General features: G+C 67.5%; 13 protein-coding genes. 8 read left to right on the plus strand and 5 right to left on the minus strand.

The window, feature by feature from the left end:
* Positions 1–151: 151 nt before the first annotated feature.
* From ACSFB7_RS00100 to ACSFB7_RS00120, 5 genes are read left to right on the plus strand one after another with little or no spacing between them, the layout of a single operon-like run.
* Complete coding sequence (locus tag ACSFB7_RS00100) at positions 152–1,303, plus strand: efflux RND transporter periplasmic adaptor subunit (protein WP_435465895.1); 1,152 nt, start codon at positions 152–154, stop codon at positions 1,301–1,303.
* Positions 1,296–4,391: an efflux RND transporter permease subunit gene (locus ACSFB7_RS00105; protein WP_435465897.1), complete on the plus strand. Its 3,096-nt coding sequence runs from the start codon at positions 1,296–1,298 to the stop codon at positions 4,389–4,391. The genes ACSFB7_RS00100 and ACSFB7_RS00105 overlap by 8 nt, the downstream gene beginning before the upstream one ends.
* Before the next feature lie 16 nt (positions 4,392–4,407).
* A complete protein-coding gene (locus ACSFB7_RS00110) occupies positions 4,408–5,940 on the plus strand; it encodes an efflux transporter outer membrane subunit (protein WP_435465899.1) in 1,533 nt (510 codons plus the stop codon).
* The gene (locus ACSFB7_RS00115) at positions 5,937–6,308 is read left to right on the plus strand and encodes a RidA family protein (protein WP_435465901.1); all 372 of its coding nucleotides are present in this window, start codon (positions 5,937–5,939) and stop codon (positions 6,306–6,308) included. Before ACSFB7_RS00110 ends, ACSFB7_RS00115 begins: the two co-directional genes overlap by 4 nt.
* The gene (locus tag ACSFB7_RS00120) at positions 6,305–6,676 is read left to right on the plus strand and encodes a hypothetical protein (RefSeq protein WP_435465903.1); all 372 of its coding nucleotides are present in this window, start codon (positions 6,305–6,307) and stop codon (positions 6,674–6,676) included. The genes ACSFB7_RS00115 and ACSFB7_RS00120 overlap by 4 nt, the downstream gene beginning before the upstream one ends.
* 11 nt (positions 6,677–6,687) lie before the next feature.
* On the opposite strand, the gene ACSFB7_RS00125 is transcribed toward ACSFB7_RS00120, so the two are convergent.
* The 5 genes from ACSFB7_RS00125 to ACSFB7_RS00145 form a co-directional block, all read right to left on the minus strand.
* Positions 6,688–7,668, minus strand: a complete 981-nt coding sequence (locus tag ACSFB7_RS00125; protein WP_435465904.1) for a tripartite tricarboxylate transporter substrate binding protein — start codon at positions 7,666–7,668, stop codon at positions 6,688–6,690.
* 105 nt (positions 7,669–7,773) lie between these two features.
* Positions 7,774–8,847, minus strand: coding sequence for a patatin-like phospholipase domain-containing protein (locus ACSFB7_RS00130; protein ID WP_435468032.1), 1,074 nt, complete (start codon positions 8,845–8,847; stop codon positions 7,774–7,776).
* A 37-nt stretch (positions 8,848–8,884) separates the two neighbouring features.
* Positions 8,885–11,260 carry a Tex family protein gene (locus ACSFB7_RS00135; protein ID WP_435465905.1) on the minus strand — a complete coding sequence of 792 codons (2,376 nt, stop codon included), beginning with the start codon at positions 11,258–11,260 and terminating at the stop codon, positions 8,885–8,887.
* A gap of 80 nt (positions 11,261–11,340) precedes the next feature.
* Positions 11,341–12,324 (minus strand): sensor histidine kinase, encoded by a 984-nt coding sequence (locus ACSFB7_RS00140; RefSeq protein WP_435465906.1) that lies wholly within the window; start codon positions 12,322–12,324, stop codon positions 11,341–11,343.
* An 8-nt stretch (positions 12,325–12,332) separates the two neighbouring features.
* Positions 12,333–13,127 carry a LuxR C-terminal-related transcriptional regulator gene (locus ACSFB7_RS00145; protein WP_435465908.1) on the minus strand — a complete coding sequence of 265 codons (795 nt, stop codon included), beginning with the start codon at positions 13,125–13,127 and terminating at the stop codon, positions 12,333–12,335.
* A gap of 382 nt (positions 13,128–13,509) precedes the next feature.
* On the opposite strand from ACSFB7_RS00145, the gene ACSFB7_RS00150 reads away from it, so the two are divergent.
* From ACSFB7_RS00150 to ACSFB7_RS00160, 3 genes are all read left to right on the plus strand, one after another.
* Positions 13,510–14,202, plus strand: coding sequence for a hypothetical protein (locus tag ACSFB7_RS00150; protein ID WP_435465910.1), 693 nt, complete (start codon positions 13,510–13,512; stop codon positions 14,200–14,202).
* A 76-nt stretch (positions 14,203–14,278) separates the two neighbouring features.
* Positions 14,279–15,205, plus strand: coding sequence for a hypothetical protein (locus ACSFB7_RS00155; protein ID WP_435465912.1), 927 nt, complete (start codon positions 14,279–14,281; stop codon positions 15,203–15,205).
* A 16-nt stretch (positions 15,206–15,221) separates the two neighbouring features.
* Positions 15,222–15,560, plus strand: coding sequence for a hypothetical protein (locus tag ACSFB7_RS00160; RefSeq protein WP_435465914.1), 339 nt, complete (start codon positions 15,222–15,224; stop codon positions 15,558–15,560).
* Positions 15,561–15,611 lie beyond the last annotated feature (51 nt).

A 15,611-nucleotide genomic window follows, 5' to 3' on the forward strand; every position in this document is an offset into this window, starting at 1 on the left:
GATTCTGAAGATCCTGAAGAAAACTTCAGGATTTCTTGGGACGTTCTTCAGTCGTGTCTTCGTATTCTCGATCCGGGGCGACGGGGCGGGTCAAGGGCATGGGAAGGCATTCCGTGCGCGGCGCGTCCGGCTCCAACGGATGCCGCATGCGATGAAAAAATCCCTCTACCAGATGACACCGGCCCGCGTGGTCTTCGGCGTGCTGACCTGCGCGGCGCTGTGCGTCGACTCCTTCGGCGACGGCGCCCATGCCGCCACGGTCGCGGCCGCCACGCCCGCGCCGATGGTGGTGCGCCAGGGCAACCGCCTGACCATTCCCGCTGGCTCGCCGCTGCGCGACCGCCTGCTGGTCGCCACGGTCGGGACCGAAGCCACGCCGCACGACGTGAGCCTGCCCGCCACGGTGGAAGCCAACCCGGCCAACACCGTCAACATCCTGCCGCCGCTGACGGGCAAGCTGATCGAGCTGAAGGTGCGCCTGGGCGACACAGTCAAGCGCGGCCAGGTGCTGGCCACGATCACCTCGCCCGACCTTGCGCAGGCCGTGGCCGACGCGCAGAAGGCGCGCGACGCGCTCGACCTGGCGCAGCGCGCGCTGGTGCGGGCACGCGGCGTCAACGAGACGGGCTCCAACGCGACCAAGGACGTGGAAGCCGCCCAGAGCAGCGTTGCGCAACAGACCGCCGAACTGCGCCGCACCGAGACGCGGCTGCGCAGCCTTGGCGCCGATGGCGCCGGTGCGCAGGCCGGGCAGTCGCTGAAGATCATCGCCCCGACCTCGGGCACGATCACCGCCCTGAACGGGGCCGTGGGCGCCAACCTGAACGACCCCAATGCGGTGCTGATGACGGTGTCGAACCTCGAATCGGTCTGGGTCACGGTCAACGTGCCCGAGAGCGTGGTGGGCGCGGTGGCGCCGGGGCAGAACGCGGTGGTCACGCTGGCCGCCTACCCGGGCCGCAGCTTCACCGGCAAGGTCGGCTTCGTGAGCGCGGTGCTCGATGCGGACACGCGCCGCGCCCGCGCGCGCATCGTCTTTGCCAACCCTGAGGGCCTGTTCAAGCCCAACATGTATGCGACGGCCGTGCTCGGCGTGCCGCAGGCCGAGCAGCCGCAGGTGCCGGCCTCGGCGCTGCTGATGAACAACGACAGCGTGAGCGTGTTCGTCGAGGCCGCGCCGTGGACCTTCGTGCGGCGCATGGTCGAGCTGGGCCGCGAAGACGGCGACCGGGTCCGCATCCGCAGCGGCCTGGCCGCAGGCGAGCGCGTGGTGGTGCGTGGCGGTGTGCTGCTGAATGATTAATCTAATCATCACCCAGTTCTTTCGCCGCAGGCACCTGGCCTGGGCGATGTCGATCGCGCTGGTGCTGTTCGGCGCCTGGTCGTGGACCCAGATGACGGTCGAGGCCTACCCCGACCTGGGCGACGTGACGGTGCAGGTCACGACGCAGGTCAACGGCCTGGCCGCCGAAGAGATCGAGCAGCAGATCACCACGCCGCTGGAGCGCGCGCTGAGCAACACGCCGGGGCTGGCCTCGATCCGTTCGAGCAGCACTTTCGGGCTGTCGCTCATCAACCTGAGCTTCAAGGACGGCACCGACGACTACTTCGCGCGCCAGCGCGTGACCGAGCGCATCGGCCAGGTCAGCCTGCCTTTGGGCGCGCAGCCGGGCCTGGGGCCGGTCGCGGGGCCGGCCGGCGAAATCTACCGCTACACGCTGGAGTCGGACACCAAGAACCTGATGGAGCTGTCGGAGATCCAGCGCTGGAAGGTGATTCCCGCGCTCAAGCAGGTCGCGGGCGTGGTGGACATCAACAACTTCGGCGGCTTCACCAAGGAGTTCCAGCTCGAACTCGATCCGGCCCGCATGCAGAAGTACGGGCTGGTGCTGAACGACGTGGTCACGGCCATCAACAACAACAGCGCCAACGCGGGCGGCGGGCGCATCGCGCGCGGCGACCAGAGCTACGTGGTGCGCGGCATCGGCCAGATCCACACGCTGGACGACCTGGGCACGGTGGTGGTCACGCAGAGCAGCGGCTCGCCGGTGCTGGTGCGCGACCTGGGCCGGCTGCAGTTCGGCCACCAGGAGCGCGGCGGCATCCTGGGCAAGGACACGAACCCCGACACCATCGAGGGCATCGTGCTGATGCTCAAGTACGAGAACCCCTCGCGCGTGCTCGAAGGCGTGCACAAGAAGATCGACGAACTGCAGGCGCAGCTCGCGCCCATGGGCGTGAAGATCGTGCCCTACATCGACCGCGACGACCTGGTGAAGCTCACGGTCGACAAGGTCACGCACACGGTGCTGGAAGGCATGGCGCTGGTGTGCTTCGTGCTCATTCTTTTCCTGGGCAGCCCGCGCAGCGCGGTAGTGGCGGCGGTGGCGATTCCGATGTCGCTGGTCACGGTGTTCATCGTGATGCACTTCACCCGCATGCCGGCCAACCTGTTCTCGCTGGGCGCGATCGACTTCGGCATCATCGTGGACGGCGCCATCGTGGTGATGGAAGCCATCCTGCGGCGGCGCGAGGAAGAACCCAACGCCACGCTGACCGAGGGCAACATCCTCGAGACCGTGAGCCATGTGTCGGGGCCGATCTTCTTTGCCACGCTGATCATCATCACGGCCTACTTTCCGCTGTTCGCCTTCGAGCGCGCGGAAGGCAAGCTGTTCAAGCCGATGGCCTTCACCGTGGGCTATGCGCTGGTCGGTGCGCTGCTGTGCGCGCTGACGCTCATTCCCAGCCTGGCCTACATCGCGCTGCGCAAGCCGAGCAAGCCCTTCGTGAACAAGCCGCTGGTGTGGCTTACCGGTGCCTACCGGCGCGTGCTGAGCCACCTGCTGAACGTGCCCGCCATTGCCTATGGTCTGAGCGCGCTGGCGCTGGCGGCCGTGCTGGTGCTGGGCGCGACCGCCGGGCGCGAGTTTTTGCCCGACATCGACGAAGGCGCACTCTGGCTGCAGGTGCAATTGCCTTCGGGCTTGTCGCTCGACAAGGCCAGCGAGATGGCGACCGAGATGCGCCACGTGCTGCTCGAATACCCCGAGGTGTCCTACGTGGTGACCCAGCTCGGGCGCAACGACGACGGCACCGACCCGTGGACGCCCTCGCACATGGAAGTGCCGGTGGGGCTGAAGCCCTACGGCGAGTGGCCCGCCGGTGTGAACAAGGCGGCCTTCGTGCGCACGCTGACCGAGCGCTTCGCGAAGATGCCGGGCTTCGACGTGGGCATCAGCCAGCCGATCATCGACGGCGTGAACGACGCGGTGGGCGGCGCGCACAGCCCGCTGGTGCTGCGCATCTATGGCGACGACCTGAAGGAAAGCCGGCGCATCGGCAACCAGATCGTCGAGCTGCTGGGCACGGTGCGCGGCACGGCCTCGGCTTCGCTGTTCCAGGAGCCGCCGATTCCGCAGGTGGTGATCCAGCTCAACCGCGAGGCGGCGGCGCGTTTCGGCGTGAATGCGAACGACGTGGCCAACCTGATCCAGACCGGCATCGGCGGCGCGCCGGTGATCACCGTGTACGCCGGCAACCGCACCTACAACGTGTCGGTGAAGCTGCCCAAGAGCGCCAAGGGCAACACCGAAGCCATTGGCGCGCTGCTGCTCAACAGCTCCAGCGGCGCCAAGGTGCCGCTGTCGCAGGTGGCCGACATCCGGCTGCAGACCGGCGAAAGCACCATCTCGCACGAGATGAACGAGCGCCAGATCACCGTGCGCGTGGACAACCGCGACCGCGACCTGGCCTCGTACCTGGTCGAAGCGCAGGAGCGCATCGGCAAGGAGATCAAGTTCGACGCCACCAAATTCCGGCTGCAATGGGCTGGCCAGTTCGAGAACCAGCAGCGGGCGCAGGCGCGCCTGGCGGTATCGCTCGCGGTCGTGGTGGCAATCATGGCGGTGCTGCTGTTCTTCCAGTTCGGCAAGATCCGGCAGGTGGTGCTGATCCTGGGCGTGGTGCCGATGGCCATGCTGGGCGGGCTGATCGCGGTGCACGTGGCGGGCGAAACGCTCAACGTGGCCACGGCGGTGGGCTTCATCGCGCTGTTCGGGGTGTCGATACAGAACGGGATCATCATGGTCGCCAACTTCCGGCGCGTGCGCGGCGAAGGGCTGGAGCTGCAGGCCTCTGTGCTCGAAGGCGCGGCCGAGCGGCTGCGGCCGGTGCTGATGACGGCGACCGTCGCTTCCATCGGCATGCTGCCGGCGGCACTGGCCACCGGTGTCGGCACCGACGTGCAACGCGGGCTGGCGACGGTGGTGGTCGGCGGGCTCGTGGTGTCCACGCTGCTGACGCTGTTCATCCTGCCGACGCTCTACTTCGCGCTGGAACGCTTCTTCGAGCGCAAGGGCTGGGGCAACCGCTCGCGCCGCGACCGTTAAAGACAAGGTCCATTCCATGACAACAAGAAGCTTCGTGCCCGGCGCCGCGACGGCGGTCGCAACCGGCATTGCGTTGCTGCTGAGCGGCTGCGCGGTCGGCCCCGACTACGTGCGGCCGCCGCTGGCCCTGCCCGCGCAGTACACCGCCGCGCCGCCCGCCACGCAGGAGGCCGAAGGCGTGCCGCTGGCGCGCCTGTCGCCCGACCTCGATGTGCCGGCGCAATGGTGGCAGGCCTTTCGCTCCGAGCCGCTGAACGCACTGGTCACGCAGAGCCTGGCCGGCAACCCGACCATCGAAGCGGCCGATGCCGCGCTGCGCGTGGCGCGCGAGAACGAGGCCGCCAACCAGGCCGCGTTCTGGCCAAGCGTGGCGCTGAACTACGCACCCACGCGTCAGCGCGTGGCAAGCGCGGTGGCAAGCCCGGTGTCGTCGAACGCGAACCTGTACACGCTGCACACGGCGCAGGTGACGGTGTCGTACACGCCCGACGTGTTCGGCGCCACGCGCCGGCAGGTCGAAGGCGCGCAGGCGCAGAGCGAGCAGCAGCGCTTCCAGGCATTGGCCGCGCGGCTTTCGCTCAGCAGCAACGTGGTGGCGGCTGCCATCACCGAAGCCTCGCTGCGCGCGCAGCAGCGCGCCACGCTCGCGATCATCGATGGGCAGAAAGAGATGCTGCAGGCCTTCCGCAAGCAGCAATCGCTCGGGCAGGTGGCGCTGGCCGATGTCGACACGCAAGAAGCCTCGCTGGCCGCCACCGAAGCCACGCTGCCGCCGATCGACAAGCAACTCGCGCAGCAGCGCAACCTGCTCGCCACGCTGGCCGGCCGCTACCCCAGCGAAGGCGTGGCGGCGCACTTCGAGCTGGATGCACTCCAGTTGCCCAACGAACTGCCGCTGACGCTGCCGTCCACCCTGGTCGAGCATCGCCCCGACGTGCGCGCGGCCGAGGCGCAGTTGCAGGCCGCCAGCGCCGGCATCGGCGTGGCCGTTGCGGCGCGCCTGCCCAACGTGACGCTGGGCGTGAATGCCTATGGCTCGTCGGCCTACACGCTGTCGCAGCTCTTCAAGTCGTCGTCGCTGTTCTGGACGATTGCCGGCAGCGTGACGCAGCCGCTGTTCGACGGCGGCGCGCTCAAGCACCGCGAAGCCGCTGCCCGCGCCTCGTTCGACCAGGCCGCGGCCCAGTACCGCGCCACCGTGCTGGCCGCGTTCCAGGACGTGGCCAATACGCTCGAAGCCATCGACGCCGACACCCGCGCGCTGCAAGCCGCCATCAAGGCCGAGCGCACCGCGTCGCAAAGCCTCGCGCGCACCCGCAAGCAGGTGCAACTGGGCGATGCGAGCGCACTGTCGTTGCGGCTGGCGCAGCAGGCCCAGCAGCAGGCGCTGCTCAACCTCGTGCAGGCGCGCGCGCTCCGGCTGACCGATGCGGCCGCCCTCTTCCAGGCGCTGGGCGGCGGCTGGTGGAATGCGCCGGCGGACAGCGTGGCCGCCGCTTCTGCCTCACACTCATCCATCGCAACTGCATCGAAGTCCACATCGCCATGAACATCATTCGCCACGAGATGGGAGCGCGCTTCAGCGAAATGGTGGTCGTCGACCTCGGCACGGCACGCCTGCTCTACCTGTCGGGCCAGGTGGCCGAGAACCCCTCGCTCGACATCACGGGCCAGATGCGCGAGATCCTGAACCACATCGACGGCATGCTCGCCACGCAAGGCGCCACCAAGAAAGACCTGGTGAGCGTGACCATCTACCTGCGCACCGTGGGCGACTACGCCGCAATGAACTCGGTGTGGGACGAGTGGGTGCCCGCAGGCCACACGCCGGCGCGCGCCACGGTGGGCGCCAAGCTGATCGACTCCGAGTACCGCGTCGAGATCCAGGCCACCGCCGCGATCGGACCGGTGCCATGACCAGCACGGGACGGGTCGTCATGCTGTGGGCGTTGGCGCTCGGCGGCTGCACGGCCATGGACGCGCATTCCTTCGATCACTCGGCCGGCTGGCGGGCCGCGCAGGTCGTGAGCGTGGGGCAAGCCGGCGAGCTGGCCAGCACGGTCGACCGCGATTGCGGCGCGGACGGTGGCGCCACCGCGCCTTATGCCGTCGTGCGCTATCGCAACGGCGGGGTGCACACGCGCTCGCTGGGCACGGGGCGCTGGCCTGCGGGTGCCGGGCCGAAGGTGGGCGACGCGGTGCACGTGAACATCCTCGATTGCGCGGCGCCGCTGGCGCTGGCGGATCAGAAGCGAAGCGCCTCCGGCACGCCGCCGCCACACTGAAGCTGGGCGCGTTACTCGGCTTTCACACCCGCCGTGCGGATGACCTTGCCCCACTTGGCGGTCTCGGCGGTGATGAAGGCGTCGAACTCCTCGGGCGTGCTGCCGGCCGGAATCGTGCCCATGGCGTCGAGCCTGGCGCGCGTGTCGTCGCTTCGGATGATGCGCGCCACCTCTTCCGACATGCGCTTGACGATGTCGCGCGGCGTGCCCGCCGGTGCCAGCATGCCGGCCCAGGTGCTGCCGGTGAAGCCCGCGAAGCCTTGCTCCACGAAGGTCGGCACGTCGGGCACGGCCGGCAGGCGCTTGTCGCCCGCAACGCCGATCAGCCGCACCTTGCCCGCCTTGGCCTGGTTGATGAGGCCGGTGGGTGCGTCGAAGAACAACTGGATCTGCCCGCCCATCAAATCCGTCAGCGCGGGCATGGCGCCACGGTACGGGATGTGGATCATGTAGGTCTGCGTGAGCGACTTCCACAGCTCGGTGGTCAGGTGCGCGGCCGAGCCGTTGCCCGATGAGCCGAAGCTCACCTTGCCCGGATTCGCACGCGCGTAGTCGATGAGTTCGCGCGCGGTCTTGAACGGTGCATTGATGCTGACCGCCGCCAGCAAGGGCGAGATGCCCATCAGCGAAACGCCCACAAGGTCCTTGTTCGGGTCATAGGGCAGCTTGGGATACAGCGTGGTGTTGGCCGCATAGGCCGCGATGACGACGCCGAAGGTGCTGCCGTCGGGCGCGGCCTTGGCGATGGCATCGACGCCGATCAGGCTGTTGGCGCCGGGCTTGTTGTCGACCAGCACCGGCTGGCCCAGCCGCGTCTGCAGGCCGATCTGCACCAGCCGCGCCATCTGGTCGGTGAAGCCGCCCGGCGTGTAGGGCACGACGATGCGGATCGGCTTGCTCGGCCATGCGCTTTGCGCGAAGGACGGAAGGGCAAGGCTGGCCGCTGCGGTGGCGAGCGTGAATCGGCGGCGGGTCAGCGTGGCGTGAGGCATGGTGGTTTTGGTGTCTTCGTTGCTTCTGAATGGATCGAACCATTCTCGAAGCGCCACCTGCGCCGCCCGTTCAGGGTTTGCCCGGCGGCATGCGCTCTTGGCGACTCAGAGCGGAAGAACTTCGGGCGCGCGCCCGTTGGCAAGCCAGCCTTCGAACTCGTCCGACAGCCGCTGCGCCTCGCGCGTGGCCCGGCTCCAGGCCGTGATGCGCGCCTGCGCATCGTTGGCGAAGCGGATGAAGTCCTTGCGGTCGGGCAGCTTGCCGTTGGGCAGCGACTTCACCCATTCCGAGTCGGGCGCGAGCACCACCATGCGGTCGAGAAAACCGGTGGACTTGTGGCGCCAGCGCAGGCCCTTGTCGAGCCAGCCCGGCACCACCGCCTTTTGAAAATGCGGATACAGCACGATGCCGTCGTCGGCCGGCTGGTAGTCAAGATGCAGGTGGTAGTCGGTGATGCCGCCGTCCCAGTAGGCACCGCGCGGCGCGCCCGGAATGTCGTGCACCGCCGCCAGCAAGAACGGAATGGAACACGAGGCCTGCAGCACCATGTTGAAGTTGGCCTGGCTCAGCGCGTGCTGGCGCGTGCGGAAATCCTTTGTGCCGAAAGGCAAGGCCGCGCCGGGCGTGGAGAACACGCAGCGCTCCAGCCAAGCGCCCAGGCTCTTGCGGTGCAGGCTGTTGCTGGCAAAGGCGCCCAGGTAGCCGACGGGCGTGCGCGCCCTGCCCTCGCGCCCGAGGATGTGGCGCCCGCGCGAGGTCACCACATGCAGGCGATAGCGCGGGTGGTTCAGCACCTCGTCGATGCGCCCGCCGTAGAAGTCTTCGAGGCTCTGCGCAAAGCGCTCGCTGAGCTGATGCGGGCTGAGCCGCTTCTGCCCCGGCGGCACCTCGAACTGCTGGCGCACGTAGTCGTGCTCGAAGCGCTGGAAGGCGGTTTCCGGGTCCGACAGGCAGGCCGTCGAGAGCCGCCAGGCGCCGATCGACGCGCCCACCAGATGCACCTGCTGGCTCGACTGCGTGAGCCAGCGGCCGAAGATGAAGCGGTCGAGCGGCCCGAGGATCAGGCCCTTGGGCCCGCCCGCCGCACCGGGGATGGTGCGGATGTCCTGCGGGCGCAGGCCGTGCTGCTCGATGTGCTTGCGGGCCGTGGGCCCGGCGTAGATGCGCAGTGCTTTCATCATGCCGGGGGGCTCAGCAAGAACCGTGCATCACGGCTTACTTGCGCAGCCCTTGCAGCTTGGCGAAGGCGCTGGCCATCTGGCCGGCGGGTTGCGGCGAGTTGTCGCGGCGCGGTTGCTGCTGCTGGCCACGGCCTGCGCCTTCAAAGCGGTTGTCGCGCGGGCCGTCGCGGCGCGCGGGCGCTGCGTCGAGCTTCATCGACAGGCCGATGCGCTTGCGCGCCACGTCCACTTCCATCACCTTGACTTTGACGATGTCGCCGGTCTTGACGACTTCGCGCGCGTCGTTGACGAACTTGTGGCTGAGCTGGCTCACATGCACCAGGCCGTCCTGGTGCACGCCCAGGTCGATGAAGGCGCCGAACTGGGCCACGTTGCTCACGGTGCCTTCGAGGATCATTCCTTCGACCAGGTCCTTGATGTCGTCCACGCCGTCGTTGAAGCGCGCCACCTTGAAGTCGGGGCGCGGGTCGCGGCCTGGCTTTTCGAGTTCGCCCAGGATGTCCTTGACCGTGATCACGCCGAACTTCTCGTTGGCGAACAGCTCGGGCTTGAGTGTCTTGAGCATTTCCGCGCGGCCCATCAACTCGGCGATCGGCTTGCCGGTCTTGACGATGATCTGCTCGACCAGCGGATAGGTTTCAGGGTGCACGCCGGTCACGTCCAGCGGATCAGTGCCGCCGCGAATGCGCAAAAAGCCAGCGCTCTGCTCGAAGGCCTTGGGGCCGAAGCCGGTCACGTCTAGCAGTTGCTTGCGGGTGGCAAATGCACCGTTCGATTCGCGCCAGCGCACCACCGCCTTGGCCACGCTGGCCGACAGGCCCGAGACGCGCGACAGCAGCGGCACGCTCGCGGTGTTGAGGTCCACGCCCACCGAGTTCACGCAGTCTTCGACCACCGTGTGCAGCGTGCGCGTGAGTTCGCTCTGGTTCACGTCGTGCTGGTACTGGCCCACGCCGATGCTCTTGGGGTCGATCTTCACGAGTTCGGCCAGCGGGTCTTGCAGGCGGCGCGCAATGGACGCGGCGCCGCGCAGGCTCACATCGACGTCGGGCATTTCCTGCGAGGCGAATTCGCTGGCCGAGTACACGGATGCGCCCGCCTCGCTGACGACGACCTTGTCGACCTTGATCTCGGGCGCGCCGGCCTGTTCGGCCATCTTGGCCAGCAGCTTGATGAGGTCGGCGGCCAGCTTGTCGGTTTCGCGGCTGGCGGTGCCGTTGCCGATGGCGATGAGGTTCACGCCGTGCTTGGCGCACAGCTTGCCGAGGGTATGCAGCGAGCCTTCCCAGTCCTTGCGCGGTTCGTGCGGGAACACGGTGGCGGTTTCGACCAGCTTGCCGGTCGAATCGACCACGGCCACCTTCACGCCAGTGCGGATGCCCGGGTCGAGCCCCATCACGACGCGCGGGCCGGCGGGTGCGGCCAGCAGCAGGTCACGCAGGTTGTCGGCAAACACCTTGATCGCCACTTTTTCGGCGTCTTCACGCAGGCGGGTGAACAGGTCGCGCTCGGTCGACAGCGCGAGCTTCACGCGCCAGGTCCAGGCCACGCACTTGCGGATCAGGTCATCGGCCGGGCGAGCCGCATGGCTCCAGCCCAGGTGCAAAGCGATGCGGCCTTCGGCCACGCTGGGCTTGCCCGGTTCGGGCTCGACCGGCAGCACCAGCTTGGCGTCGAGGATGTCGAGCGCGCGTCCACGGAACACGGCCAGCGCGCGGTGCGAGGGCACTCGGCCGATGGGCTCGTCGTACTCGAAGTAGTCGCGAAACTTGGAGATGTCGGCGTTGTTCTCGTCCTTGCCGGCCATCAGGCTGGACTTGAGCAGGCCTTCGGTCCAGAGCCATTCGCGCAGGCCCTGCACCAGCGCCGCGTCTTCGGCCCAGCGTTCGGACAGGATGTCGCGCACGCCGTCGAGCACCAGGGGCACAGTCGAAAAATCAGGGCCCGGCTTGCCGTCGTCCAGCGTGGTGGCGGGCTGCAGGAAGGCCTTGGCTTCCACCGCCGGGTCGAGCATCGGGTCGGCCAGCAGCTTGTCGGCCAGCGGCTCGATGCCGAATTCGCGGGCGATCTGGCCCTTGGTGCGGCGCTTTTGCTTGAACGGCAGGTACAGGTCTTCCAGTTCCTGCTTGGTCGGCGCGAATTCGATCGCGGCGCGCAGCTCTGCGGTGAGCTTGCCCTGCTCGTCGATGCTCTTGATCACCGCCGCGCGGCGGTCTTCGAGTTCGCGCAGGTAGGAAAGGCGGGCCTCCAGCTCACGCAGCTGGATGTCGTCCAGGCCGTCGGTGGCCTCCTTGCGGTAGCGGGCGATGAATGGAACCGTGGCGCCCCCGTCGAGCAGTTCGATGGCGGCCTTCACCTGATGCTCGCCAACCTTGATTTCGGCGGCAAGCTGGCGAATGATTTTCTGCATGTCTTGAGCGCGTCCCTGGCAAAGCGCGGGAGTTTGCCATAGGCGCGAGCCGGCCCCGTCCGGGTGGCCCGGCGGGCGTGTTACAGCATGCTTTCGGACTCGGGCGGCACGCTGGCCAGCAGTGCTTCAGGGCACGGTATTAGCAGGCGGATGCACAGGCCGTGCGGCGCGAAGTCCATGACCGCCAGCTCCCCGTGCACGGCGTCGGCCCGTGAACGCATGCTGCGCAGCCCCTTGCCCAGATGTTCGGTTGCCGGCACGGCGGCCGAGGTCTGCAGCCCGCGCCCGTTGTCGCGCACCTCCAGCACCAGTCCGTGCGCGCCGCGGCCTTGCGGGCCGAAGTGCAGCTCGACGCGGGTGGCGTGCGAGTGGCGCAGCGCGTTGGACAGGGCTTCCTGCGCCACCCGGCAGATCTGCACGGCGGTTTCGGGCGGCAAGGGGCATGTGTGGGCTGCGGTGGGGATGTGCCATTCCAGGGCGATGCCGAGCCGGTCGAATGCCGGCTGCAGCCGGTAGCGCAGGTGGCCCAGCCTTTCGACGACGCTGGCGGAGGTCTGGTCGTCCAGGTCGTCCACCGTCATCTGCAACTCGAGCAGGCAGTCCTGCAGCGCCATCGACAGCCCGTCGGGCTCGGTGGATTTCTTCGGATCCTGGCTGGCCAGCAGCGCCACCAGCCGGGAGCCCACGCCGTCATGCAGGTCGCTGGCGATGCGGCGGCGCTCCTGCATGACGGCCTGCACCTGCCGGTAGCGCGCCACCCGGCGCTGGGAGACGTACCAGATGCTCACGACCATGCACAGCACCACCACGTTGACGCACTGCAACGCCCAGAAGGTCACCGGCATGTCGTGCGCAAGCACCGTGATGGCCGAGGTGGCCCGGATCACCTGCGCCGTCACCGGCGTCAGGTGCAGCGCGGCGGCCAGCCCGATCCAGGTCAGCATCCGCCGGCGCGAGACGCGCGGCCACAGCCAGCTCAGCAGCACGCACCACGAGGCGATCGACAGCCACACGTACTGGTCTTCCAGAAAGTGCGGCAGATGAAAGACTTGCGGCGCGAACATGGCATGGCCTACAGAAGACCCCGGTGCGATGCGAAGCTCACGGCCTGCGCCCGGGTGTGGGCGTGCAGCTTGCGGTAGATGTTCTTGACGTGTGCGTTAACCGTCTGGGCGCTGATGGTGAGCTGCAGCGCGATCTCTTCGGTTACGTACCCCGTCGCTACAAGTCGCAACACTTCGCGCTCCCGTGCCGACAGCGTCGCCTTGCTGTCCGGCGGGCGAACCGGGTTCACGTTGGAGCGCTTGTGGTCCAGGTGAACGAGCAGCCGGCGCGCCAGCCGCGGGGTGATGGCGGCACCGCCGTTCACCACCTGCAGCACGGCCTGCGCATAGCTCTGGAACCACGCGTTCTTGACGAGGTAGCCGGAGGCGCCCAGCTCGAAGGCATGCAGCACCTGGGGTTCGTCTTCGAGCGCGGAGATGACGATGATTTCGGCCGCGCTGCGGTGCTTCTTGGCGTCTTCGATCAGCTCGAAGCCGCTGCCGTCGCCCAGCCGGATGTCGACCATGAGCACGTCGAACTCATGTTGCATCAGGAGACGCCGTCCTTCGCGCAGGGTACCGGCCTGCCCTTCGAGCTGAATGCGCAGATCGCTCAGCAATTCCTGGGCGATGACGCGACGCACGAAAGGGTCGTCGTCCACCAGCAAAACGCGCACTGGCTTGGTCTGTTGACCGGTCAGGAAATCAGGCCATGGGAGCGTGTCGGCAGACGGCGCAAGCAGCCCGCCGAACTGTCCGGGGTTGGAAAATTTTCTAGCCCCGCTTCCGATGTCTGTCAATGAAATGTCGAGTTCGCTTTCCATTTCAGCCCCTTTGTGACAAACGAATCACCGTGTTCGTGACCAAAAGTTAATTCATTTCTACTCAGATTCCGAGTTTCTGATTTTTTGATTACTTTGGTTGCATTTTGTTGCTACTCACTTTCTATGTCCATCGAAAGTTGTAGTTTTCGTCGCGGTTACCGCATGGGAAAGCGGTCTGCTGAAAGCCCGCCGAGGGGCCTTATCCAGTCCTTTCGCCATAGCCTCGCACTACCCAGCCTGAGGCATTTTTTGTTTGCCACTCGACGCTGAAACTTCATCCCGGTCGCCACGGAAACATTTCATTCCGCGTTCACTGACCGTTAGCTGATGGCCGGATTCCCCCGGCGATCAGGTTTGTTTCACACACTTTCGAGGAAGCATCATGAAGAAGACTCTTATCGCGATGGCAGTGGTTCTGGTCGCCGGCGTTGCCTCGGCAACTGTCAGCAGCACGGCCCTTGCCGCTACCAGCACCACGACCGGTTCCTCCAGCTCTGCAGGTTCCGTGGCCGCCAGTTCAGGCACGGGCAGCGCGTTGAGCTACAACGCGGCCACGTCCAGCTCGTCGGCCAACGCCAATGCGTCAGGCGGCGCCTTCGCCGTCCCGGGCTTCGCCATCGGCGGTGCAACGGCTGGCGGTTCGGCGACCACCACCGGCAAGGTGACCAGCGTGGCTGCAACGACGGGCAACGGCGTCGCAGCGGGCGGAGCCAACGCCTCGGCCAATGCGGGCGCGGCAGCCAATGCCAACTACAGCGCTGGTGGCGCGACCCACGTGAGTGGCAGTGCAGGCGGCGCGGCCGGCTCCAGCACCAACAACACGGCTGCAACAGCCTCGGGTCCTGGCGGCGGTCTTGCGGTGGTGACGCGGACCTCGACGACGACGTCGGGCTTCAACGCATCGTCCGGCGCCATCAACGGGCCGATCAACGGCACCACGACGTCGGCGACGGCGGGCTCGACCGGCGGCTCCTTCGGCGTGACCAACATCCACTTCGGCAATGCCGGTGGCTTCAGCAACGGTGGCGGCACCGGCGGCCTGGCTGGCGCTGGCGCAACCGCATCGGCTCCCTGAGCGAGACGGCCCCGGTTGTTGTACTCAGAAATGGGGAGGGGCCCGCCCCTCCCCGGCATCCAAAGGAGTTGAGAACATGAAAAAACTTATTGTCCTGACCTTGCTGGGCTTGTCCGCGGGTGCCGTGATGGCGCAAACCACGGCGGGCGGTGCCAACAACCAGTCACAGAGCTCAGCCACCACGTCAGCCCAAGGCAACAGCCAGGCCGTGAACTTCAACACCAACACCCCTGCAGACACCCGGTCGACGTTGAACCAGAACGTCAACAACACGGGCGCCACGACGAGCACCGTCGACTACCAGGGCAGCTACACGATCAAGAACGTGCCGTCGGTCAACGGGCCCAACCTGACCACCAGCAACGACACCTGCATGGGCAGCACGAGCGCCAGCGCCAATGGGCCGGGTGTCGGTCTCAGTTTCGGCACCACCTGGACGGACGAGCACTGCAAGCGCCTGAAGATGAGCCGCGAGCTGTGGAACAAGGGCATGAAGGCAGCCTCGCTCGCGATGGACTGCATGGACCCGGCGGCCCAGGCGGCCCTGGAGATGACGGGCACGAAATGCCCGCAATCGATGACCCTGGACGAACGCACGAGCGCCTACGGACCGCAGGCTTCGGCAACAGGCGCCGCGCCGCCGGTCGCTGCACGGCCCGCACCGCCGGTTGCCGCCGTTGTGCCGCCACCGGCTCCGGTTGCCCCGGTCGCGATGGTGCAGCCGCCCGTGGCCGTGCCTGTGGTCGCCCCCGCGCCAGCGCCGTTGCCGCCACCGCCCGCGCCGATCGCCCAGGCAGCGCCCGCGCCGCAGCCGGTGATGCAACCCGTGGCCGCCAGCGTGCCAGTGGAAGACGCACCGGCGGCAGTGACGATGCCCGTTGCCAGCGCCACGGTGGCGCCCATCGATGCGAAGGACCTTGAAGCCGCCCGCGTGACGCGCCTGCTTTCAGAACCGGTCGGCGACATCGCGACGGCACCGCAGGCAACGGCTGTCCCGCAATGACCGCAAGGAGTCCATGATGACCATCAGGACCGTACTCCTCTGGATGGCGGCTTGTTGCGTGGCAACGGCTGCGGCCGCGGCAGTGGCCGCGGCGCCATCCCCCTACAACCTGCGTGTCGAACGCATGAACATGGGCAGCGGCCTGCAGAACGCCAACGGCACCGAGAACGCCCAGCCGGTCGGCGACTACGGCGTGTGGCACGTGCCGCAGTACATGCCAGGCTTTCCGACGGCAGCGACCATCTGGCCGCGCGTCGTCATCCTCCAGTGCGTCAGCGACCTTTGCAACGGCTACGAGCTGACACCTGAACTGGGACGCGGCGAATACCTGTTCTTCCGGCCAGCCGGAAAGTAGGTAGCGCAGGCCACGCGCGCCGGGCGGCAGCCAATGCCGCTGTGGCCGCGC

Source organism: Variovorax raffinosi (assembly GCF_051216615.1).
Lineage (GTDB): Bacteria > Pseudomonadota > Gammaproteobacteria > Burkholderiales > Burkholderiaceae_C > Variovorax.

Coding starts and splice junctions, on each gene's coding strand:
- ACSFB7_RS00100 (WP_435465895.1), top strand. CDS start 152: ATGAAAAAATCCCTCTACCAGATGACACCGGCCCGCGTGGTCTTCGGC.
- ACSFB7_RS00105 (WP_435465897.1), top strand. CDS start 1,296: ATGATTAATCTAATCATCACCCAGTTCTTTCGCCGCAGGCACCTGGCC.
- ACSFB7_RS00110 (WP_435465899.1), top strand. CDS start 4,408: ATGACAACAAGAAGCTTCGTGCCCGGCGCCGCGACGGCGGTCGCAACC.
- ACSFB7_RS00115 (WP_435465901.1), top strand. CDS start 5,937: ATGAACATCATTCGCCACGAGATGGGAGCGCGCTTCAGCGAAATGGTG.
- ACSFB7_RS00120 (WP_435465903.1), top strand. CDS start 6,305: ATGACCAGCACGGGACGGGTCGTCATGCTGTGGGCGTTGGCGCTCGGC.
- ACSFB7_RS00125 (WP_435465904.1), bottom strand. CDS start 7,668: ATGCCTCACGCCACGCTGACCCGCCGCCGATTCACGCTCGCCACCGCA.
- ACSFB7_RS00130 (WP_435468032.1), bottom strand. CDS start 8,847: ATGAAAGCACTGCGCATCTACGCCGGGCCCACGGCCCGCAAGCACATC.
- ACSFB7_RS00135 (WP_435465905.1), bottom strand. CDS start 11,260: ATGCAGAAAATCATTCGCCAGCTTGCCGCCGAAATCAAGGTTGGCGAG.
- ACSFB7_RS00140 (WP_435465906.1), bottom strand. CDS start 12,324: ATGTTCGCGCCGCAAGTCTTTCATCTGCCGCACTTTCTGGAAGACCAG.
- ACSFB7_RS00145 (WP_435465908.1), bottom strand. CDS start 13,127: ATGGAAAGCGAACTCGACATTTCATTGACAGACATCGGAAGCGGGGCT.
- ACSFB7_RS00150 (WP_435465910.1), top strand. CDS start 13,510: ATGAAGAAGACTCTTATCGCGATGGCAGTGGTTCTGGTCGCCGGCGTT.
- ACSFB7_RS00155 (WP_435465912.1), top strand. CDS start 14,279: ATGAAAAAACTTATTGTCCTGACCTTGCTGGGCTTGTCCGCGGGTGCC.
- ACSFB7_RS00160 (WP_435465914.1), top strand. CDS start 15,222: ATGACCATCAGGACCGTACTCCTCTGGATGGCGGCTTGTTGCGTGGCA.